Raw genomic sequence first — 20,960 nt, forward strand, 5'->3', positions numbered from 1 at the left:
GGAGAGCGACGATTTCCATGGAAGTGAAGCTCGGGGGCACCTTCCTCACCTGCGCGATGGGGCCCCTTCACCAGGCCGGCGTGTCCATCCAGGCGAGCAGGATGCCGGAGGGGCTCCACGAGCTCGCGCCCGCGGGGCTGCTCGGCGGCTTCCGGCGCGGCGTCGAGCAGGCGGCGAAGCTCGCCGGCGTCCGCGTCGAGGACGTCGAGCGCCTCCTGCCGATGGACGAGGTGCGCGAGGCGATCCTGCGGCTCGAGGAGAGCCATTCCGAGGCGGTCGTCGCCTGGAACGTCCACGCGGGGCGCCTCGGCGGGATGCTGCAGGGGGTCGCCGAGGTGACGAACCACGGCACGGGGCCGGACGTGGGCATGTGCCTCGAGCGGCTCGCGAGCAAGGTCCGGCGCGACGGCCCGTTCTCGGAGCCGTTGCAGGTGCTCGCCGAGGACGTCGTGCACTGGCAGGCGACGCTCGCCCGCTGCCGCAAGCTGCTCGACGAGGGCGGCGGCGGCGCGCTGGAGAAGGCGTATCGCCGGAGGCGCCTGCGCCGGCTGGCCACGGTCGTGATCTCGGGGCTGGTCATCGTCGCGGCGCTCGCGGTCATCGCGCGCGTGCACATGGCGCGCGCGCGGATCGACGCCCTGCTCGGCCAGCCGGCGGTGTGCGCCGTCCGCGGCATCTCGGAGGGCGACCTCGACCGGGCCACGAGCGAGCAGCAGCGGCGCGTGGCGGCGCGGATCGAGGCGTGCGCGGCGGTCGAGGCGCGCGAGGCGCGGGAGCGCGAGGCGCGCGAGCGCGCCGAGGAGAAGGCCCGGGACGAGCAGCGGCGCCGCGAGGAGCGCGACGCGAAGTGCGCCGCGTTCGCGGTGCGGTTCAAGGCGGGGGCGTTCTCGGCCGAGGACGAGGCGATCTCCGGCGTGAGCGGCGAGCTGCTCCGGCGGATCGCGCAGCGGCGGCTCACGGCCGCCGACGTCGGGCCGAGCGGCCCTGCGTTGCCGTGCGACGGCGCGCGCGGCGGCGACGAGCTGCGCGCGGCGTTCGCGGACGCCCTGGTCGCCTCGGTCTGGACGTGGGGGCCGGCCGCCGATCCGGGGCCGAGGCTCGGCGAGGTGCTCGCGCCGCGCCGCGCGGACCTTACCCCCCGCGCGCGGACGATGCTCTCGGTGCGCGCGATCGACGAGGCCAAGAGGGCGATCGTGTCGGGGAACCCGGCCGCGCTCGGGCGCGCGTCGCGCCTGTGCGCGCTCACCGCCGCGCTCGACATCGCGAGCGGCAACGCCTGCGCGGCGCTGGAGAAGGTGACCGCGAAGCGATCGCCCTAGCACGCTGTCACCCAAGCTCGTCCCGGGGTTGTCGCTCACGGGGCCTGCGCTCCGGCGGGCTTCAGAGGGGCCCGCCGGTGCGCAGGCCCCGTGAGCGACGAGGCGTGGGCGAGCTTGGGGGGACGCGGTGCCAGCCCGGGCGCGGGGCGATGCGCCGCGCCCGGCGGGGCGATTCGGGATCTACTCGAAGGTCTGGATCGTGTCGGAGTCGAGGACGCAGACGAGCAGGTCGGGATCGCACTTCACCTTGAGATCCGCGGAGATGCCGGAGGCGTAGGGGAGGTAGTAAGGCGCCTCGGGATCCGGGATGTTGTCGCAGAGCTTGTCTTCCGGCTCTCCGGTCGGCTCACCCTCGTCGTTGAGCTTCTCGCAATGCACCTCGGGCCAGAGCCCGACGACCCTGTACTTCGCGGTGCAACTGCCCTCGGAGTACGTGAGGTCGGCCTGGAACTGATTCCCGAGGTTCGCGGCCGTCACATACACTTCCATGTTGCTCCACTCGTACCTGATGGAGCGCCCCTCGTCGGCAGGCCCGGCGCCGCCTTCGCCGCCGGCGCCGCCTTCGCCGCCTTCGCCGCCTTCGCCGCCGGCGCCGCCTTCGCCGCCGGCGCCGCCTTCGCCGCCGGCGCCGCCTTCGCCGCCGGCGCCGCCGGCGCCGCCGGCGCCGCCTTCGCCGCCGGCGCCGCCGGCGCCGCCCTCACCACCGGCGCCGCCTTCTCCTGCGCCGCCCCCACCGCCGCCACCGCCAGCCCCGCCCTCGCCTCCGGGCACGACCAGCAGCTCGGCAGGAGAGAGCGACGGGATCCGGCACAGGTTGTTGGCGTCCGGCGCGATCGACTCGAAGGCTCCGAGCGCATATGTCTTCCGATCCTCGCTCTCTTCGAGGATCATGCCGCCCTCGGACCACTCGTCGCGATCCGTCTGGAGCGCGACGAGCTTCGTCTCCCGATCGGGATTCCCCCCCGCGTCCGGGTTGTAGGTCTGCATCCCCAGCGTCAGGCCCTTCTTCTGCGCGCACGGGCTCTCGGGATCTCCGTCGACGAGGACGAGCTTCGCCGCGAACGGGAAATTCGTGGCGCTGCCGACGGTGCACTCCGGCTTGGGCTGCGAGCAGCCCGGAGACGTCGCGGCCGCCACCGCCGCGAGGCCTGCAAACCAACCAAGCAATCGTATCTTCATCGCCTGTTTCCTTTCGCCAGCGCGTCGCGGCTAGAACGTGACCCGCGCGCCGAACCGGAGCTGCCGGGGCGCCTGGTAGGACGTGGGTTTGCCGAAATTCGGGTTCTTGTCCGCTGCCTTGTCGAACCGCTCGCCGTCGAGCGTCTTCAGGCAGCTCTCGCCGCTGGCCGGCTCCAGGTCCGCGAACGTCCCGTTGCGGCACTCCCTCACGTCCACGTAGGCCACCGTGTAGCGCTGGTCCGTCGACGTGACCGCCTGGAAGTTGAAGAGGTTGAAGACGTCCATCGTGACGGTGAGATAGCTGTCCTTCGCGAGCTTCACCGAGTAGCCGATGTGCCCATCCACGTTATGAACCCACGGCAGCCGCTCGCCGGAGCCGCGGGGCAGGATGAAGGCCTCGTCGTTGCCATAGAGCGGGTGCGCGCCCCAGAAGTCGGTGGGGCCGCCGGAGCGCGAGCGGAAGGTGAGCCCGAGGTCGACGAGATCGCCGCGCGGGAGCAAGAACGACTTCGCCCCGAACACCTTGAGCTCGTGCCTGCGATCGCCCGGCAGGTAGCCTTCGCGGTTGTCGAGGAGGGAGGTCAGGTCGAAATCCGAGGTGATGTTCGGATCGAGCTGGTTGGTCTCGGGACGGAAGAGGCCGGAGTAGTTGCCGCGCAGGAACGAGAGCGTGTAGCTCGCCTGGGCGAGCCACAGATCGTCGAACGACTTCTGAAAGTAGAGGGTCAGCGCGTCGTAGTCGCGCGTGGGCTCCGGGAAGTCCTTGGCGATGCCCTTGCCGGGGTTGCCGATGAAGTAGGTGCTCGCCTCGTCTCGGCTCATGTCCTCGATGACGTTGTTCATCCAGCGCTTCGTGTACATCGCGCCGATCCGCCCGGTCGGGATGATCTCGTACTCGCCGCCGAGCACGAGCTCGTCGGACGATTGCGGGCTGATGTCCGGATCCACGGGCGTCTTGCCGCTGCCGGTCGGGATCCAGTGCCGGTTCGGATCGTACGAGGCCGGCGTGATCCCGTAGGGCGAGGCGGCCTCCGTGCCCTCGATCCGGTTCTCGTGGCTCATGCACTGGCCCGGCCCCGTGCCGAGCGCGTCCTCGAGATCGCGCGGGTTGCAGCCCGGATCGTTCGGGTCGTCGTAGTCGGTCGCCGCCCTGTGATAGGCGCGGATCTGCCGCTCGTCGCCGAACGCGCGATCCACGAGATCGAGGGGCACGCTCTCGTAGTAGCGCGCGTAATTCGCGAACACCTTCGACCGGCCCTGCTGCGTGACGTCGTAGACGACGCCCACGCGCGGCGACCACTGGTTCGGCAGCGCCATCCCGAGCTCGCCGTCGTTGTCGAACAGGTACTGCGCGTCATAACGAACACCCACGTTCAGCGTCACCTTGTCCAGGATGCTCCAGCTATCCTGGACGAAGCCGCCGATCGTCGTCGACAGCGACGACACCTCGGTCGTCGGCTGGAGGACGTGATCGGCGATCTCGGGGCCGGTCAGGAAGCCGAGCTGTCGCGCGTCCGAGAAGAACGAGCCGTCCGAGCTCTCCGTGTAAACGACGAGGCCCGGGTAGGCCTTCTGGTGGTCGTACAGCATGATCTCGGCGTCGAGCCCGCCCTTCACGACGTGGTGCCCGAGGCCCTCGAAGATGCTCGTCACCATCGCCTTGAGCTGGAAGCGGTCCTGCGACGAGTCCTCGAGGAAGTTGGGGCCGCCCGTCCAGTAGCTGCGCACCGCGCACGGCACCACGCGCACGTCGCCCACGTCGCGCTGCTCGCACATCTCCCTCGCCTCGGGAGAGAGCGCCTCGAACTCGTCGATGGAATGCCGCCAGGGGCGGTTGTCCTTCCGGGTCCTCTGCCAGATCACCATGGGCACGCCGGCGAGGCCTTCGCTCGATCCGAGCCTCGAGCCGTCGGGGGGGAGGCGCCCGTGCCGCTGGCTGTGCCAGCCGAGCGTCGCGTCGAACAGGAGGGTCTTGTTGTTGAACGCCGACGACCACTTCAGCGCGACGTCGGTCGAGGACGCGATGAACTCGTGCGCGAGCGGACCGTACTCGCCGATGAGGTTCGAGACCTGGACCGCGCCCTGATGCGGATCGAACCCGTAGGTGCCGTTGCCGCCCGAGCTCGTCGGCGAGCCATAGACCGACAGCGCGACGCTGTGGTCCGGATCGATCTGGTAGGTCAGCTTCCCGATGTACTGGAGCGTCCGCTCCTCGGCGCGATCGAAGCGCTGCGAGCCCGGGAGGCGATCGATGACGTTGAACCCGTCCTCGCCCACGACCGGCTTGCCTTCGGCGTCGTACCGGGTCGCGAAGAGGTTGCGCTCGAGCGTCACGCTCTGGAACGCGAGGCTGAGCCCGCCAAAGAACCAGAGCTTGTCCTTCAGGATGGGGCCGCCGACCGTGAAGCCGTAGTCGCGGATCGAGGAGAGGCGGTCGTCGGTCTGGATGGTCTCGCCCTGGCGCCGGACCTTCGTGCTCTCGCCCTCGAGGAGGCCGGGCGTGATGTTGAAGAAGACCGAGCCGTGGAGCTCGTTGCCACCGCTCTTGGTCGCGACGTCGAGGACACCCCCGGTGGCGCGGCCGAACTCGGGCATGTACCCGCCGCTCACCACGTTGACCTCCTTGATGAACTCCATCGTAAGGGGAGTCCCGATGATCCCATACGCGGGATCATTCACCGAGAGCCCATCGATGACGTACTGGTTTTCGGGCGAGGACGTGCCCGCGATCGACGTGCCGAACTCATCGCTCTTGGCGCCGGGGGTGACCGCGGCGATCGACTCGAACGAACGCGACGCCGCCCCCTTGCCGCCGGGCGGCGACACGGGGACGCGCCGCGAGAAGTCGTCCGTGATACTCTGCGCCACCGAGCTCGACCCGATGTCGACCGTCGGCGGGCGGCCGACGACGATGATCTCCTGCGCCTTCAGCGCCTCGGGGAGGAGCTCGACATTGACGCGGAGGGTCATCCCGGCGCGCAATGCGATTCCGCCGCGCGCGTACGGCCTATACGTTTCCTTCTCCAGGCGCAGGGTGTAGTCGCCCGGTGGCAGGTTCGGGATACGGTATTGCCCGGATGCGTCGGTGACCACCAGCTGCTCCCCTTGCAGCGCTGGCGACGTCGCCGTCACGACCACATCGGCGACCGGCGCCTTGCTCGACGCGTCGGTCACCCGTCCAAGAAGAACGCTGTTGCCGGTCTGGGCGAACGCCGGGACGGCGGTGAGCAGTGTCATGGTGAGCAGCAGCAATGCCACCCACAACCCCAACGGCGCACGTGGTGAGCGCGCTCCGTGTTTCATCGTCATTGCGAGAAAATTCACGGAATTCCCTCCAGGAAAGTAGGCCCCGCGAGTGCTGCCTTACCCTAGACAGGAATCGCACGAGACAATAGACTTTTTTGTAGTACCTGCTCGCTGGTACACTCCGGGTGGGCGCGGCGCGCCGCCTCACGGTACCGGTGTCTCCGCGCCGATCGGCTCAGCTCGAATCCAAGGAGTCATCACCCCTCATGTTCGACTCGGTACTAGGTCGCGCCACCGCCACCCAGGGGCGCCTCGGGACGGGCGCCGTGCTCTCCCTCGTCGCGCACGCGGCGATCGCGGGGGCCCTCCTCTGGCACGCCACGCGTCCTCGGGTCGAGCAGCACAAGAAGGACGTGGAGGTCACCTTCTTCGCCCCGGCGCCGCCGCCGCCACCCCCGCCACCCCCGCCGCCGGCGGGCGGCGGGGCGAAGGCGAAGGAGCCGCCGAAGGTCGAGCGCATCGAGAAGCCGAAGCCCGTCAAGACGCCCGACACCATTTACGACATGCCGGAGAAGCCGAAGGCCAAGCGGCCTGAGCCGGAGCCCGAGCCGGTCAAGGCGGAGGCGCCGGAGCAGCCGGGCGGGGTCGAGGGGGGCGTCGAGGGCGGCGTGCAGGGGGGCACCGTCGGCGGGACGCTCGGCGGGGAGATCGGCGGAAAGCTGGGCGGGACGCTCGGCGGAAAGCTGGGCAGCCCGGCGCCGCCGCAGAACGTGGTGCTGCCGTTCGGCCCCGGGATGAACCGGCCGACCAAGGTCGCGGGGCGCGACCCCGTGTACACGCGCGAGGCCCTCGCCGCGCGGGTCGAGGGCCTCGCCCTCGCCAAGTGCGTCATCAAGGTGGACGGCACGCTGACCAACTGCCGGATGGTCAAGTCGCTCCCCCACATGGACCGGGAGATCCTCGCCGCGCTCGCGGCGTCCCGGTACACGCCGGTGATGTACCAGGGGCGCCCGGTCTCGGTCGATTACGTGATCCCCATCCGCCTCAAGCTCCCTTGATCCATGATGGCGCGCGGGCGTTGTCGGGCTGGCGGAGCGCGTGGCAGGGAGGGCAGCGGACAGGCCCGCTCTTCGGAATGGTTCGATTCTCATCGGCGTCCGGCGGCGCCGGTCCCGCACAGTGAAAACCACCACGACACCACGGAGCGCCAGGAGGCGCGAGCGAGACGATGCAATTCACATTGATTGAGCTCTGGGGGCACATGGGGCCCTTCGCGAAAGCGGTCGTGTTCGCGCTGGCCTTCATGTCGGTCTCGTCCCTCATCATCTTCGGCGAGCGGCTCGTCGTGTCGCTCAAGTCGCGCGCCGCCTCGCGCGAGTTCGCGGAGAAGGTGGGGCCGCTCCTCGCCAGGGGCGAGTTCGAGGGCGCCCGGGCCGCCACGAGGGGCAAGGACGAGATCGGCTATCTCGGGCGCGTGATCGGCGCCGGGCTCGCCGCCTATGCGTCGAGCGCCCCGTCGCGGCTGCCCGCCGACGGGCACCAGCGCGACGGCGTGTTCGAGTCGGTGTCCCGGGCGCTCGAGCGGCAGGCGCAGCGCGAGGTGCTCAGCCTGAAGCGCGGCTACGGCCTGCTCGCCACGGTCGGCTCCACGGCGCCGTTCGTCGGGCTGCTCGGCACGGTCATGGGCATCGTGACCGCCTTTCAGCAGATGGCGGTCGCCGGCTCGGGCGGCCTCGGCACCGTCTCGGCGGGCATCGCGGAGGCGCTCATCACGACCGCCTTCGGCCTGCTCGTCGCGATCCCGGCCGTGATGGCGTACAACTACCTCCAGGGGTGGATCGACGCCCGGGCGATCGATATCTCGGAGTCGTCGAACGAGTTCCTCGACATCGTGGCGAAGCGGCTCGACGGCCGCCTCTCGTCGACCACCACGGAAGAAGAGGCCGCGTAGCGGAGAGCCCGCGCGGCACGGGGGCCCTCGCGGACGCGGCGCGCGCGGCGCGCGCCCGCCCCAGGCGCCCCGCGCCGCGCCCAGCCGGAAGCGAGCGTTCCCATGGGAATGGCCGTCGGCCCGCAGAAGGGCCCCAAGAGTGAGATCAACGTCACGCCGCTCGTGGACGTCGTCCTCGTCCTGCTCATCATCTTCATGGTCGTCACGCCGATGCTCCAGCGCGGCAAGGACGTGAAGCTGCCGCAGGCCGAGCGCGTGGACGAGGAGAGCAAGGGGGCGGATCCGTTGATCCTCTCCGTGACGCTGGAGAAGACCGTGTGGGTCGAGAACGACCCGTACGACGACGCCGGGCTCGCCGAGCGCCTCTCGCGCGAGCTCGGCGCGCAGCCGGGGCGCAAGGTGCTGGTCAAGGGGGACCAGCGGCTCACGTTCGGCGACGTCCGCAAGGTGATGGAGACGGCGCGCAGGTCGGGCGCGAAGAGCGTGTCCCTGGCGGTCGAGGAGCTGAAGGAGAGGTCGCGGCGATGAGCGCGCGCGCGAAGAAGAAGTTCGTGGTCAAGCCGGCGGTGCCGCTGAACTCCGACATCAACGTGACGCCGCTCGTCGACGTCGTGCTGGTGCTGCTCATCATCTTCATGGTCGTCACGCCGCTGCTCGAGAAGGACATCGGCGTGCGCGTCCCCGACACCGAGCAGGTCAGGGAGGACACGCCCCCGCCCCCCGATCAGCTCGTCGTCCGGGTGAGCGCGCAGGGCGAGGTGCAGCTCAACGACGAGCGGGTCGAGCGCGCCGATCTCGCGGCGAAGCTCAGGCCGATCCTCGAGCGCCAGCGCAGGCCAGAGGACAGGATCGTGTTCATCGTCGCCGACGACGGCGCCGTCTACGGCACCGTCGTGCAGGTGCTGGACAGCGCGAAGGCGGCCGGCGCGCAGACGCTCGGCATGATGACCGAGCTCCCCGAGGCGACGCCGCCGTGAGCGCGGCGCGTCCGCCGCGCGCCGCGGGCCGGGCGTGAGGGGCGGCCGGGCTCGACGCCAGGCTTGCGTCGCGCGCGGTCGCGACCTACATCGCCGACCTCGAAAGCGAGGTTGTCGATGTTGCGGACCGAATGGGTGAGCAAGCGCGCCGGGAGCCCGAACCAGAGCCAGATGCACTTCGCGAGGAAGGGCGTCATCACGGAGGAGATGGAGTACGTCGCCCGCCGTGAGAACCTCGCGCCCGAGCTCATCCGCAGCGAGGTCGCGCGCGGCCGCATGGTCATCCCCGCGAACAAGAACCACGTGAACCTCGAGCCGATGTGCATCGGCATCGCGTCGCTCTGCAAGGTGAACGCCAACATCGGCAGCAGCCAGACCACGAGCGACGTGGACGGCGAGCTCGAGAAGCTGCGCTACGCCATCAAGTACGGCGCCGACACGGTGATGGATCTGTCGACCGGCGGCGACATCGACGGCATCCGCCGCGCGATCATCGCCGACTCCCCGGTGCCCATCGGCACGGTGCCGATCTACCAGGCGCTCGAGGCCTGCAAGGGCACGGCGAAGATGACGGCCTCGGACCTCATCGACATGCTCGAGCACCAGGCGAAGCAGGGCGTGGACTACTTCACCATCCACGCGGGCGTGCTGCTCGAGCACCTGCCGCTCGTGAAGGGCCGGATCACGGGCATCGTCTCGCGCGGCGGCTCGATCATGGCGCAGTGGATGATCGAGCACGGCAAGCAGAACCCGTTCTACGCGCACTGGGACAAGGTGCTCGAGGTCTGCGCGAAATACGACGTCACGATCTCGGCGGGCGACGGCCTCCGGCCGGGCTGCCTCCACGACGCCAGCGACGCGGCCCAGTTCGCCGAGCTGAAGACGCTGGGCGAGCTCACGAAGCGCGCGTGGGAGAAGGACGTGCAGGTCATGATCGAGGGCCCGGGGCACGTGCCGTTCGATCAGATCGCCATGAACGTGCAGAAGGAGATGGAGCTCTGCCACGAGGCGCCGTTCTACGTGCTCGGCCCGCTCGTCACCGACTTCGCCCCTGGCTACGACCACATCACGAGCTGCATCGGCGCCACCATGGCCGGCTTCGCCGGCGCGGCGATGCTCTGTTACGTGACGCCGAAGGAGCACCTCGGCCTGCCGAACGCCGAGGACGTCAAGCAGGGCCTCATCGCGTACAAGATCGCCGCCCACGCCGCGGACGTGGCGCGCAAGCGGCCGGGCGCGCGCGATCGCGACGACGCCCTGAGCCGGGCCCGCTACGCCTTCGACTGGAACAAGCAGTTCGCGCTCGCGCTCGATCCGGAGACGGCCCGGGCGATGCACGACGAGACGCTCCCCCAGGAGTACTTCAAGACGTCGGAGTTCTGCTCGATGTGCGGGCCGAAGTACTGCTCGATGCACATCAACCGCGTGGTCGACGAGTACAACGCGAAGCTCGACGCCGCCGCCGAGAACGCGCCCACGAAGCGCTCGCTCTCGCTGATCGATCCGGCGTGAGGCGGGCGCCCGGCAGCGGCCGCGGGGGCGTGCGCCACGGGGACGTCGGTCGCGGGGGCGTGGGCCGCGGGGGCGTGGGCCGCGGGGCCGTGGGCCGCGCGCGGGGGGCGGCGCCTGCCGCGGCGCGCCTCGCGTCCGTCGCGCTCCTCGCGCTCTCGCTGTGCGCGCCCCTCGCGTGCCGCCGGGAGAGCTCGACCGGCGCCACCGTGGCCCCCCCGCCCTCGGGGCCCCCGCCCACCGCGGCGCCGCGCCCGCCGAGCCCGCGCCTCACGGACCCCCGCTGGCGCCGCGCCGCCGGGGACGACCCGCTGGAGCTCGCCCGGCTCGCCGAGGCCGAGGGCGCCACCGGGCTCCTCGCCGCCCTCGACGACGGCGGCGAGATCGAGCGCACCGCCCTGCGCGCCCTGCCGTACGCCGACGACGCCGACCTCGGGCTCGCGCCGCTGGCCGAGCGGGCCCGCGCCGCGCCCGTCGCGTCGCTCGGGCCGCTGCTCGAGGCGCTCCTCGGGATCGCCGGGCGCCCGCCGCGCCCGCGCGAGCCGCTCGACCCGGACGGGCTCCGCGTCGCGGCCGCGGTCCTGATCGAGCTCTCGGGCCGGCAGGACCTCCCCGCGGCGCAGCGCGCGCTGGCGATCTCGGCGGCCCGCGCCCTGGCCGACAAGGGGCTCCTCGATCCGGGCCGGATCCCCGCGGACCTGGATCCCGACGTCTCGCCCCAGGGCTCCGCCGCCGGCCAGGCGCCGCCGTAGCGTCCGCCGCCGCCCCCGCGGGCTCGGCCGCCGGCCAGGCGCCGCCGCCGTCGCGTCGCGCGCCGCGCGGTGGTGACGCCCCGGGGATCGGGTCGCGCGCGCCGCGCTTTGGGCCCGCGGGGGGCCATTTTGGTACGTTGCCCCCGTGACGACGCCGTACAGCTCCGAGGCTTTCCTTCACCAGCTCCTCGGCAAGGCGCTGGCCGCCCACGCCAGCGACATCCACCTCAAGGTCGGTCAGCCGCCGGGCGCGCGCGTGCGCGGCGACATGGTCTACTTCCGGGTCGACAGGATCCGGCCCGAGGACAGCGAGGCCGCGGCGCGCGTGCTGCTCGCCGGGCGGCCTGCGCGCGACGAGCTCGCCGCGCTCCAGGAGCACGACACCTCGGTTGTCGTCCCGGGCCTCGGCCGGTTCCGGGTGAACCTCTACCGCCAGCGCGGCTCGCTCGCGATCGTGCTGCGCAGCATCCCGCTCCAGGCCCCCTCGTTCGACGAGCTCGGCGTGCCCTCGGCCGTGCGGTCGCTCGCGGAGCACGACCACGGCCTCGTCCTGGTCGCGGGCACCGCGGCCAGCGGCAAGAGCACGACGCTCGCCGCGTTCGTCGGGCACATCAACGCGACGCTGCCGCGCCACATCATCACGCTGGAGGATCCGATCGAGCACGTGCACGACGACAACCGCTCGAGCGTGAGCCAGCGCGAGATCGGGGTCGACACGGCGGATTTCCCGACGGCCCTGCGCGCGGCGCTGCGGCAGGACCCGGACGTCGTGATGGTGAGCTCGCTCCACGACGGCGCGTCGTTCGAGCTCGCGCTGCACGCGGCGGAGACCGGCCACCTCGTGCTCGCGGCCGTGCACACGCCGGACGTCGCGCGCACCCTCGGGCGGCTGCTCGCGCTGGGCAAGAGCCCGGGCGAGGCGCGCGACCGGCTCGCGGACTGCTTGCTGGGCGTGGTCGCGCAGCGCCTGCTCCCGCGGCGCGACGGCACGGGGGAGGTGCTCGCCGCCGAGGTGCTCATCGCGACGGCCGCGGTGCGCGAGGCGATCCGCCGCCCGGAGGGGAGCCCGTCGCTGCGCGAGCTGATGGAGAAGGGGGTCACGCCGTACGGCATGCAGACGTTCGAGGCGCACGTGCGGCAGCTCGTCGGCCAGGGGATCATCACCAAGGAGACGGCCAAGGCGGTGACGTCGCTGTAGGGGGCCGCGCCGGTGGGCCGGCGCGCCCCGCGCGGCCGGGCGCGAGGCCCGCGGACGGGGAGGGGATGCGGCCGGCGTCAGGACATGAGGCCGAGCGCGGAGAGCGCGTCGGCCCAGAGCGGCCAGAGCGTGCGGTACGGGTGCGTGGCCAGCACGATGCCACCGTTCGGGAGGCGCCGGACGTGGAACGGGGCGTGATCGACCAGGAAGTAGACGTGTTCGCCCGTCATTTGCACCCAGGCGAGGGACCCGCCGCCGCGGGTGAACGACTCACCGCGCGCCCGGGCCTGCACCGTCAGGTTGTGGATCTCCTCGGCGCGCGGCTCCGCGGCGCGCCACGCCTCGTCGGGCACGTCCGCCGCGGCGATGAGCGCCTCGATCAGGGCGGAACCCGGCAGGCCCAGCGCCTTGAGGACGGTCTCGCGCGAGAGCGGGATCGAGCGCCCGCTCTTGTCCGTCGGAACCACGCGCGCCCCGGCCGGCGCGGCGTCCACCCGCGCGCGGAGCGCCTCCGTCGACAGGCCCGCGATCCGCGAGACGCTTTCGCCGTCGTGGAGGCTGACCCACGACAGGGCGAGATCGCGCCCGATGTCGCGGGCGTTCGCGTGGTACGTCGCGCACATCGAGACCGGCGCGAGCCAGGTCCACGCGCTCGTGCAGCCGCCGGTCGAGACGCGCCCGGTCGCGTCGGGCGCGCAGAGGCGGAGCAGCAGGTCCTCGAGGTCGTCCAGAACGATGTGCCACGTGAGCTCGGCTTCCGCCTCCACGGAGCGCGGGCCGCTGCCCAGGGCGAGGTACATTTCCAGCGGGAGAATGTCCGCCACGTCGGCAGAGACCAGGTGGATGGGGCCCCGTGGCTTGAGACGTTCGCTCTTGTCCGTGAAGCAGCGATAGTGGCCACAGAGTATGCGTCGATCGTCGAGCTCCATGTCGAAGCAGGTCTCGGTGTCGGTGTGTCCGAAGTGGGCGCGCATCATCGCGACCGCCTCGTCCACGAAATTCACCGTGCGATCCACGTCGGAGCCCATCCTCACGCGGATGGAACTCCCGCGCGCGACGAGCGCCGGCAACGCCGCGGCGAACGCGTCGACCCGCTCTGCCTCGTCACACCAGGCGAAGAAGTACGGCCCTGGTTTCATCCTTGGTTCACCCTCATGAGGTTTCTGGGTCAGGGCATCAGGCCGAGCGAGAAGAGCGCGTCGACCCAGAGCGGCCAGAGCGAGCGGTACGGGTGGGTCGCCAGGATCACGCCGCCGCCCGCGAGGCGGCGCACGTGAAAAGGCGCGTGCTTGCGGAGGAAGCGGACGTGGGCGCGCGTGTCCGTGTGCACCTGCCACGTGGGCGGGCCTTCCCCGGTCTCCGCGATCTGGCTCGTCAGCGCCAGGATCTCTCTCGCGCGCGGCTCGGCGGCGCGCCACGCGTCGTCGGGCGCCGCCGCGACCTCGAGCGCTTCCAGCAGGGCGGAGGGCGGCGTTGCCAGCGCCTTGAGGACGGTCTCGCGGGAGAGCGCGTGCGCGCGGTCGCTGCCCCCCTTGAGCGGGACGCGCGCCCCCGCCGGCGCAACTTCCACCCGCGCGCGGAGCGCTTCCAGCGACAGGCCCGCGTTGCGCGACACCATCTCCTTGTCGTGGCGCTGTAGCCATGAGAGGGCGAGGTCGCGCGCGATGTCCCGCGCGTCCGCGTTGTACGTCGCGCACATGCGGACGGGTGCGATCCAGTCTCCTGCGTTCGTGCATGCGCCGGTGCGGACGCGGCCACTCGCGTCCGGCGCGCAGAGGCGGAGCAGGAGGTCCTCGAGGTCATCCCGGAGCAGGTGCCACGCGACCGCGGCCTCGGCCTCGATCGAGCGCGGGCCCCTGCCCCAGGCGAGCTCGAGGTACGAGCAGAGAAACCTACGCTGGTCGCACGTGGCCATGTCGATGGGGCCGGCCGAGATGTCGCGGCCGGCCTCTTCCGTGTAGCAGTCGCTGCTGCAACCGAAGAGACGTTTGGAGCCGCTCAGCATCACGTCAAAGATTGCTCCACCAGAAGGACCTTCGGAGAACTCGGCGCGGATCATCGCGACCGCCTCATCCATGGAGGTCGTGTGGATGAGGGTAGCGTCGTGCAACACGCCGATACGAGTCCCTGGGTATACGAGGGCGGACAGCGCGGCGAGCAACGCGTCGAGCCTCTGTGGACCATCACACCAGGCGAAGAACCACGGTCCCGAGTCGCTCATAGCTGGATCACCCGGATGGGTCTGTTGAACCCGTTCAGGGTCTCCCGCTTGCCCTTCTTCACATTGAAGAGGTACCCATCCTTGACGGTATAGGTATCTTCCGGCTTGAATTTCGCACCGCGTTTCATGATGAGCTCGACCTGCTCGACATCCCCGGCGACCCCCTCCTTCCGTAGCCCCTCCATCCCGTTCGACAACTGGTCGGTCACGTCCTTGATCCTTACTGCGTCTCCCCCTTTCACTTCGCTCACGATGAGCTTCTGCCCGCGGGACACCGTCACGAAGTCAGGAGCCCTCCCGCCGGACATGCCGGGGAGCGACTCGTCTGGAAGGCCGAGCATCTTGCGCACGCCCTCGTCGCCGACCCCGAGGAGCGCCCGCTCGTCGCGGGTCATGAAACTGATCGCCGCCTTCTCGAAGGTGTTGAACCCGGCTTCCGTGACGTGTCCTTTCAGCGTCTTGTACCCGCGGAGCCTCCATACCTCGAACCCCTTGACAACGACCTTATCGACCTCCGCGATCTCCCCGGCGACCCGGACCGCCCCCGGCGTCATCCCGCCGGCGCCCTTGATCGCGCGCCAGCCAGGTCCGACCGCCGCGAGCCCGAACCCCAGCCCCGAGAAGATCCGCTCCTCGTCGCTGAGCTCGCGCCCCGCCGGCAGGCACCACTCCTTGCCCGTCACGGCCTCGCACAGGTCGAGCGCCGGCCCCACCACCGGCACGAACCCCACCCCGATGCGCGTCGTGGCGTGCACGATCGTCTGCAGCACCTCCCCGTACGCCACGAAGCCCTCGCCGACCGTCGACACCGCCGCCGCGAAGGCGCTGATCGTCTGGTAGAGCTGCGTCTGCTCCAGGTCGAGCGCGTCCCCCGTCCACTGGTTGAGGCTGTCCTTCATCTGATCGGCGAGCGCATCGAACCGCGGCTTCAGCACCGTGTCCACCACTGCCCGCAGGTCCGGCGGCACCGGCGTGTCCACGAACCAGTCCGACGCATCCATGTACCGCCGCACGACCGCCGTGACCCGGTTCTGCGCGTTCAGGAATGCATTCGTCTCGGCGATCGACACGCCCATCCGGTCGCGCAGCGCGATCTCCAGCGCCACGGTGTTCGCCCGCCACGCCCGCACGGTCGCCACGAAGTCGGCCCGCGCGACCACCACGCCGCCGCTGACATCCTCCTCCAGCGCCGCGATCACCGCGTCCGCATACGCCGCGTACGGGTCTCTCCCCGCCTCGAACGCCCCCGGCACCTCCGCGATGTCCGGCACCTCGACCCACGGCACGTCGCTCTCCCCGAGCGCGTACGCCTGCGGATCGTCCGGATCCCACCCCTCGGTGTTGGTCGCCGATGAGGACGGTTCGGCAAGTGCGGAGGACGGCCTCGAGAGAGCGGATGCCCACCCCCGGCCCGTGCTCGGCGCTGCGCGCCTGCGCGCGGTCCGCCCCTCCCAAATCGCGCGCTCCGCGCGCTCAGGGAGGGGTGCTCCGTCGGGGACCTGCGGCCGAAGGCACCAAGTTTGGAGAAGGGAGAGCATCCACGAGATGCGTCAGGACATCAGGCCGAGCACGAAGAGAGCGTCGGACCAGAGCGGCCAGAGCGTCCGGTACGGGTGGGTGGCCAGCACCACGCCGCCGCTCGGGAGGCGGCGGACGTGAAAGGGAGCGTGGCGCTCGATGAACTGGAAGTGCTTCCGCGAGGTGAGGTCGGCCTCGTACGTGGGCGCGCCCGCCTTCGTCGCTGCGATGGTCTCGATGGCGGCCGACTCGACGCTGCGCCATTCGTCGTCCGGCACCGCAGAGGCTTCGAGCGCGTCGAGAAGCACGGGCGGGGGTGTATCGAGCGCCTTGAGGACGGTCTCGCGCGTGAGCTCGGCGTCCCCGTCGATGGCGGTGCGCGCTCCGCGACGAGCGACGTCGGCGCGCGTGGGCCGCGTCTCTCTCGATGCCGCCATGGCCCAGTCCACCCGCATGTGCTGGCGCACGAGATCGATGTCGCTTGCGATACCGACGCAGGCCCCATGCGGAGCGGCGTCGATGCGCGCGCGCAGCAGCTCAAGCGACATTCCCGCGGTGAGTGCTGTCTTGTCACCCTCGTACAGATGGACCCACGAGAGGGCGAGATCGCGCGCAACCGACGCGGCGTCCGCGTGGTAGGTCGCGCACGTCTCGACGGGGGCTCCCCAATCTCCGACGTCCACGCACGCGCCGGTCTTCACGCGCACATGCGTCTCCGGAGCGCAGAGGCGGATCAGGAGATCCTCGACGTCTCGCTGGACTTGCATCGACGCGATCGCCGCCTCGAGCTCCACGCCGCGCATGCTGCCGCCAGTGGCGATCTTGAGAGTCCACGGAAGCAGATCCCTCCGGTCGAACGGCGACGCACACAGAGGCCCGGAGGGCCCGCGACGTTCATAATCATCACCGTTGCATACAACCGCGAAGCGAACGCTAGATCCGGAGCTCAACGCCACTGGAAGCGACGCGAAGACGTATGTACCAGGGGCAAAAGCAGTACGCACCGTCGCGATGGCCTCATCGATGGGAATCGATCGGCGCCATGCCACATCTGGATGTTCGATCGACTGAATATCGACATTACACGTTGCGCCGCGAGCAACAAGGACAGACATCGCCGCCGCGAACGCATCGACCCTGTCCGCCTCGTCACACCATGCATAGAAATAGGGACTTCCGTCGCTCACAGCTCGATCACCATGACGAGGTTCTTGTACCCTCTGACGCGCACCCGCTCACCCGTGCTTACCTTGACTAAATAGCCGCTCACGACCTTCAGATCGTTATTGTTGAGCGGCGCGCCCTTCGGCATGATGAGCTCAACCCTCTCGACATCACCAGCAAGTCCCCACTCCTTATCGAGCTTCTTCATCGCGTTTTCCAATTGCTCGATCGCCTTGTCAACATCAACCTTTCCAGTTTCACTGGCGATTGACTTCACCTCGCTCAACGCCAGCTTATTCCCTTTGGTCACTGTGAGGAAGTCGGGCGCCTTCGCAATGCCGTTGCGACCATCCCTCGGGATGCCCAGGACATCGCGCACGCCGTCGTCCCCCACGCCGATCAAGGCCCTCCCGTCGTCCAGCATGAACTTGGCCGCCTTCTTTTCCATCGCATCGAGCGGCATGCTCGTGACCGCTCCGCGCAGCGTCTTGTACCAGTTGCGCCGGTTCGCGCGGATGGCTGCCCAAACGGGATCCTCGATCTCCGCGATCGTTCTGGCGACCCGGACCGCTCCCGGCGTCAGCCCGCCAGCGGCGCTGACCGCGCGCCACATCGGCCCGACCGCCCCGAGCCCGAACCCCACGCCCGAGAAGATCCTCTCCTCGTCGCTCAGCTCCTGCCCCGACGGCAGGCAGAACGCCTTGCCCGTGACCGCCTCGCACAGGTCGAGCGCCGGCCCGACCACCGGCACGAACCCCACCCCGATGCGCGTCGTGGCGTGCACGAGCGTCTGCAGCACCTCCCCGTACGCCACGAACCCCTCGCCGACCGTCGACACCGCCGCCGCGAAGGCGCTGATCGTCTGGTAGAGCTGCGTCTGCTCCAGGTCGAGCGCCTCCCCGGTCCACTGGTTGAGGCTGTCCTTCAACTGGTCGGCGAGCGCATCGAACCGCGGCCTCAGCACCAGGTCCACCTGCGCCCGCAGGTCCGGCGGCACCGGCGTGTCCACGAACCAGTCCGATGCATCCATGAACCGCCGCACGTACGCCGTGACCCGGTTCTGCGCGTTCAGGAACGCGTTCGTCTCGGTGATCGACACGCCCATCCGGTCACGCAGCGCGATCTCCAGCGCCACGCTGTTCGCCCGCCACGCCCGCACGGTCGCCACGAAGTCGGCCCGCGCGACCACCACGCCGCCGCTGACATCCTCCTCCAGCGCCGCGATCACCGCGTCCGCGTACGCCGCGTACGGGTCTTTCCCCGCCTCGAACGCTCCCGGCACCTCCGCGATGTCCGGCACCTCGACCCACGGCACGTCGCTCTCGCCGAGCGCGTACGCCTGCGGATCGTCCGGATCCCACCCCTCGACGCGCGCCGTCTGCGTCGCCAGATCCGCCACCTCGTCCGCCTGCGCGCCGAACTCGTCGATGAGCCGTCCGAGCTCGCCCTCGAGATCGCGGACGCTCTGCTTCAGGTCGTCGACGAGCTGCTCCATCGCCGCCCGGGTCTCCGCGTCGACCACGTCCTGGTACCGGTCCAGGATCGCGTCGAGGTCGGTCCGCGAGATCTCGTCGAGCGGCCGGGTCACCAGGTCGTGCAGCTCGGTGTCGAGCTGCTGGAGCAGGTCCATCCGCTCCCGCAGGTCGGCGATCCTGGCGGCGTTCCGGACGAGCGCCTTGCGCAGCTCCGCGACCGTCGCCTCGAGGATCGCGATGTCGCGCGCGAGCGGCGGGTTGATCTCGGCGAGCCCGAGGTTGATCCGGGTGTCGCCGGAGAATTTCGCTCCACGGCGCCGGACATCGAAGAGCGGTTTGTTCAGCCCGAGCGGCGCCGACACGAGGTTCACCACCTCGTGCGTGTCGGAGCACCAGTCGTTGCCGGCGGCGTGCTGTACGTCGAAATGGAGATTGTTCGTTCCGATGCGGAGGAGCACCGAGTCGAACTCGGTCTCCGACCTGTTCATCTCCGAGCCATCCGGCAGGTCCACCAGCGCCTCGGGGACCTCCACCGTGGTCAGCGGCGTGTCGTTGACACGAAAGAACTGGTGTCCGACGAGGTAGGCCCTCTCGCACGACCCGCTGAACGCCGTGCGCTCCCAGCTCAGGCTGTACGGCGTGCCCGCCCACGCAAACGACGGCGCCAGCACCGCCAGCGCCGTGACGAGCGCGACGAGCTTCTGGAAGGCGGCGGCGCTCCGGTCGCGCAGCGCGGCGCAGGTCGACCGGCTCATGTCCCCTCCGCGCCGCGCACGGCGGCGTCGTGCGCGATCGCGGCGCCCTTCACGTCGCCCGCATCGAGCCTCGCCTGCGCGGCGTCGAGCAGCGCCGCCTCCATCCCCATCTCCCGCAGCGACGCGAGGCCGGCCGCGACCTTCCGGGGCAGGCTCGTCCTGAGCTCGGCCTCCGCGGCGTCGAACCGCCCTCGGAGCACGGCGCACCCCGCCTCGCGCCACGACGACGACGCCGCCTCGCAGAGCGGCCGCATCTGGACGAGCGCGGTCAGCTCCCCGTATCGGTCGGCGAGGAGCGGAAGCCCGAGCTTCTCGCTCACCGGCGGCGCCGCCGCTACCGCCGCGGCCCGAGCGCGCGCCCCCTCACGGAAGGCCGCCGACGCCCTCTCGGTCCGCGACCGCACGAGCGCCTCGCGCGTCCCCTGGTCCGCTTGCAGCGCCGCGAGCGCGTGCCGGCGCAGGGCGACGCCGCCGAGCAGCGCGGTCGCGGCCGCGTCGCTCCGGGCGACCCGCCGCTGCACATAACCCAGCATCGCGCTCAGCGAGCGCAGCGCCCCCGAGGTCAGGTCCGGCATCGGCGCGCCGTGCGTGGTGAGGAGGTCCTTGTGCGGCGCGATCGCCTCTTCGAACGAGGCCGCGAGCGCCTGGAGCTCCGCCGACAGCGTCATGACCTCCGCGGCGAGCTCGTTCGGCGCGCGGCTCGCGTCGCGCGCCGCCGCGAGGATCGCCTCCTCGACCGCGTCGAGCTCCTCGATGCCCGACCGCGACGCCCGCTCCGAGAGCGCCGCGTACGCCGCCGTCTCCGCCGCCTCGGTCGCGCGGTACGCAACGAACCGCGCCGCCGCGCCCGCGTACCTGTCTTGCAGCGGCGCGGCGTCGCGCCTCGCCTGCTCGAAGACCGCCTGCGCCGCGGCCATCGCCTGCTTGTCCGCCGCGAGCGCGGCGAGCAGCGGCTCCTCCTCGGCGCTCGCCTTGTCGATCATCGCCGCCTTGAAGTTGCCGGCCGCGTCGATCGGCGTCTGCGCGAGGAGCGCTCGCTGGCGGATCGTGGCCTCGTCGAGCAGGTCCTCGAGCCTGCCCTCGAGCGTCGCCCGGAGCGACTCGGCGTTCTTCGCCTCGTCGCGCACGTACGCGACCGCCTCGTCCAGGTGGCCGAGCCAGACATCCAGCCAGTACGAGCTCGATACGACGTCATCGAGCGTCTCGTCGCTCGGCCACGTCGCCCACATCGCGATCGGCAGCGCGCCGTGGTCCTCGGCCTGGCTCCATGCGCTGCCCGGGCCCATGTTTTCGCCCACGCAGTACTCCTCGCCGTTCGCCGGCATCGCGCAGAAGCGCCCGAGCGTGTCATCGCTGCGCTTCCAGCACCCGGATACCATCGCGCCGACCGCCAGGGCGGCCACGGCCACCACGAGGATCTTCGTCTGTCGCCTCGCTCTCATTCGCATTGCCTCCACCCCGAGATTTTTCTCGCCCGCGGACGCTCATTCGCTCGCTCTCCAGCGGCAAGCGTCTCCAGCAAAGCGATAGGACATTGCTCGGCCTGGCATCGCCCCCGAGCGCCATCTCGTCCGTCCTCGGCGCACAGGACATCCCTCGACCTCCCCCCGTGAACGCCGCAGAGCGCTTGTCTGCGTCGGCGCGAACGCCTCGCGCGCCCCTCGTCCACCTGCATTGTCTGGGTCTGGCGGCAGGG

16 protein-coding genes are annotated in these 20,960 nt (G+C 70.7%); 8 read left to right on the top strand and 8 right to left on the bottom strand.

Going from position 1 to position 20,960, the window contains the following annotated elements; all coding sequences use genetic code 11:
• The first annotated feature begins 17 nt into the window (after positions 1-17).
• Positions 18-1,319: a hypothetical protein gene (locus tag WMF31_RS17065; protein ID WP_436602959.1), complete on the top strand. Its 1,302-nt coding sequence runs from the start codon at positions 18-20 to the stop codon at positions 1,317-1,319.
• A gap of 180 nt (positions 1,320-1,499) precedes the next feature.
• On the opposite strand, the gene WMF31_RS17070 is transcribed toward WMF31_RS17065, so the two are convergent.
• Both WMF31_RS17070 and WMF31_RS17075 read right to left on the bottom strand, forming a co-directional pair.
• Complete coding sequence (locus WMF31_RS17070; protein WP_436602960.1) at positions 1,500-2,498, bottom strand: hypothetical protein; 999 nt, start codon at positions 2,496-2,498, stop codon at positions 1,500-1,502.
• Between the two features lie 30 nt (positions 2,499-2,528).
• A complete protein-coding gene (locus WMF31_RS17075) occupies positions 2,529-5,735 on the bottom strand; it encodes a TonB-dependent receptor (protein ID WP_436602961.1) in 3,207 nt (1,068 codons plus the stop codon).
• Between the two features lie 275 nt (positions 5,736-6,010).
• Between WMF31_RS17075 and WMF31_RS17080 the strand changes: the two genes are divergently transcribed.
• From WMF31_RS17080 to WMF31_RS17110, 7 genes are all read left to right on the top strand, one after another.
• Positions 6,011-6,802, top strand: coding sequence for an energy transducer TonB (locus tag WMF31_RS17080; RefSeq protein ID WP_436602962.1), 792 nt, complete (start codon positions 6,011-6,013; stop codon positions 6,800-6,802).
• Positions 6,803-6,972: 170 nt separating this feature from the next.
• Positions 6,973-7,695, top strand: a complete 723-nt coding sequence (locus tag WMF31_RS17085; protein WP_436602963.1) for a MotA/TolQ/ExbB proton channel family protein — start codon at positions 6,973-6,975, stop codon at positions 7,693-7,695.
• 102 nt (positions 7,696-7,797) lie between these two features.
• Positions 7,798-8,223: an ExbD/TolR family protein gene (locus WMF31_RS17090; RefSeq protein ID WP_436602964.1), complete on the top strand. Its 426-nt coding sequence runs from the start codon at positions 7,798-7,800 to the stop codon at positions 8,221-8,223.
• Complete coding sequence (locus WMF31_RS17095; RefSeq protein ID WP_436602965.1) at positions 8,220-8,672, top strand: ExbD/TolR family protein; 453 nt, start codon at positions 8,220-8,222, stop codon at positions 8,670-8,672. Before WMF31_RS17090 ends, WMF31_RS17095 begins: the two co-directional genes overlap by 4 nt.
• Before the next feature lie 120 nt (positions 8,673-8,792).
• Entirely contained in the window at positions 8,793-10,184 is a 1,392-nt protein-coding gene (gene thiC, locus WMF31_RS17100; RefSeq protein WP_165373657.1) for a phosphomethylpyrimidine synthase ThiC, read from the top strand.
• The gene (locus tag WMF31_RS17105) at positions 10,181-10,933 is read left to right on the top strand and encodes a thiamine biosynthesis protein (RefSeq protein WP_436602966.1); all 753 of its coding nucleotides are present in this window, start codon (positions 10,181-10,183) and stop codon (positions 10,931-10,933) included. The genes thiC and WMF31_RS17105 overlap by 4 nt, the downstream gene beginning before the upstream one ends.
• A 145-nt stretch (positions 10,934-11,078) precedes the next feature.
• Positions 11,079-12,131 carry a type IV pilus twitching motility protein PilT gene (locus WMF31_RS17110; RefSeq protein WP_436602967.1) on the top strand — a complete coding sequence of 351 codons (1,053 nt, stop codon included), beginning with the start codon at positions 11,079-11,081 and terminating at the stop codon, positions 12,129-12,131.
• Positions 12,132-12,208: 77 nt separating this feature from the next.
• Here the strand turns inward: WMF31_RS17110 and WMF31_RS17115 are convergent, their stop codons facing one another.
• The 6 genes from WMF31_RS17115 to WMF31_RS17140 form a co-directional block, all read right to left on the bottom strand.
• Positions 12,209-13,270, bottom strand: a complete 1,062-nt coding sequence (locus WMF31_RS17115) for a hypothetical protein (RefSeq protein WP_436602968.1) — start codon at positions 13,268-13,270, stop codon at positions 12,209-12,211.
• 29 nt (positions 13,271-13,299) lie between these two features.
• Positions 13,300-14,352, bottom strand: a complete 1,053-nt coding sequence (locus WMF31_RS17120) for a hypothetical protein (RefSeq protein ID WP_436602969.1) — start codon at positions 14,350-14,352, stop codon at positions 13,300-13,302.
• Positions 14,349-15,638 carry a hypothetical protein gene (locus WMF31_RS17125; protein ID WP_436602970.1) on the bottom strand — a complete coding sequence of 430 codons (1,290 nt, stop codon included), beginning with the start codon at positions 15,636-15,638 and terminating at the stop codon, positions 14,349-14,351. Before WMF31_RS17125 ends, WMF31_RS17120 begins: the two co-directional genes overlap by 4 nt.
• A gap of 264 nt (positions 15,639-15,902) precedes the next feature.
• On the bottom strand, positions 15,903-17,057 hold the full coding sequence (locus tag WMF31_RS17130; RefSeq protein WP_436602971.1) for a hypothetical protein: 1,155 nt from the start codon (positions 17,055-17,057) through the stop codon (positions 15,903-15,905).
• Positions 17,054-19,264 (bottom strand): hypothetical protein, encoded by a 2,211-nt coding sequence (locus WMF31_RS17135; protein WP_436602972.1) that lies wholly within the window; start codon positions 19,262-19,264, stop codon positions 17,054-17,056. Before WMF31_RS17135 ends, WMF31_RS17130 begins: the two co-directional genes overlap by 4 nt.
• On the bottom strand, positions 19,261-20,706 hold the full coding sequence (locus WMF31_RS17140; RefSeq protein WP_436602973.1) for a hypothetical protein: 1,446 nt from the start codon (positions 20,704-20,706) through the stop codon (positions 19,261-19,263). The genes WMF31_RS17135 and WMF31_RS17140 overlap by 4 nt, the downstream gene beginning before the upstream one ends.
• Positions 20,707-20,960 lie beyond the last annotated feature (254 nt).

Source organism: Sorangium sp. So ce1036, from assembly GCF_051369805.1.
Classification (GTDB): domain Bacteria; phylum Myxococcota_A; class Polyangia; order Polyangiales; family Polyangiaceae; genus Sorangium; species Sorangium cellulosum_F.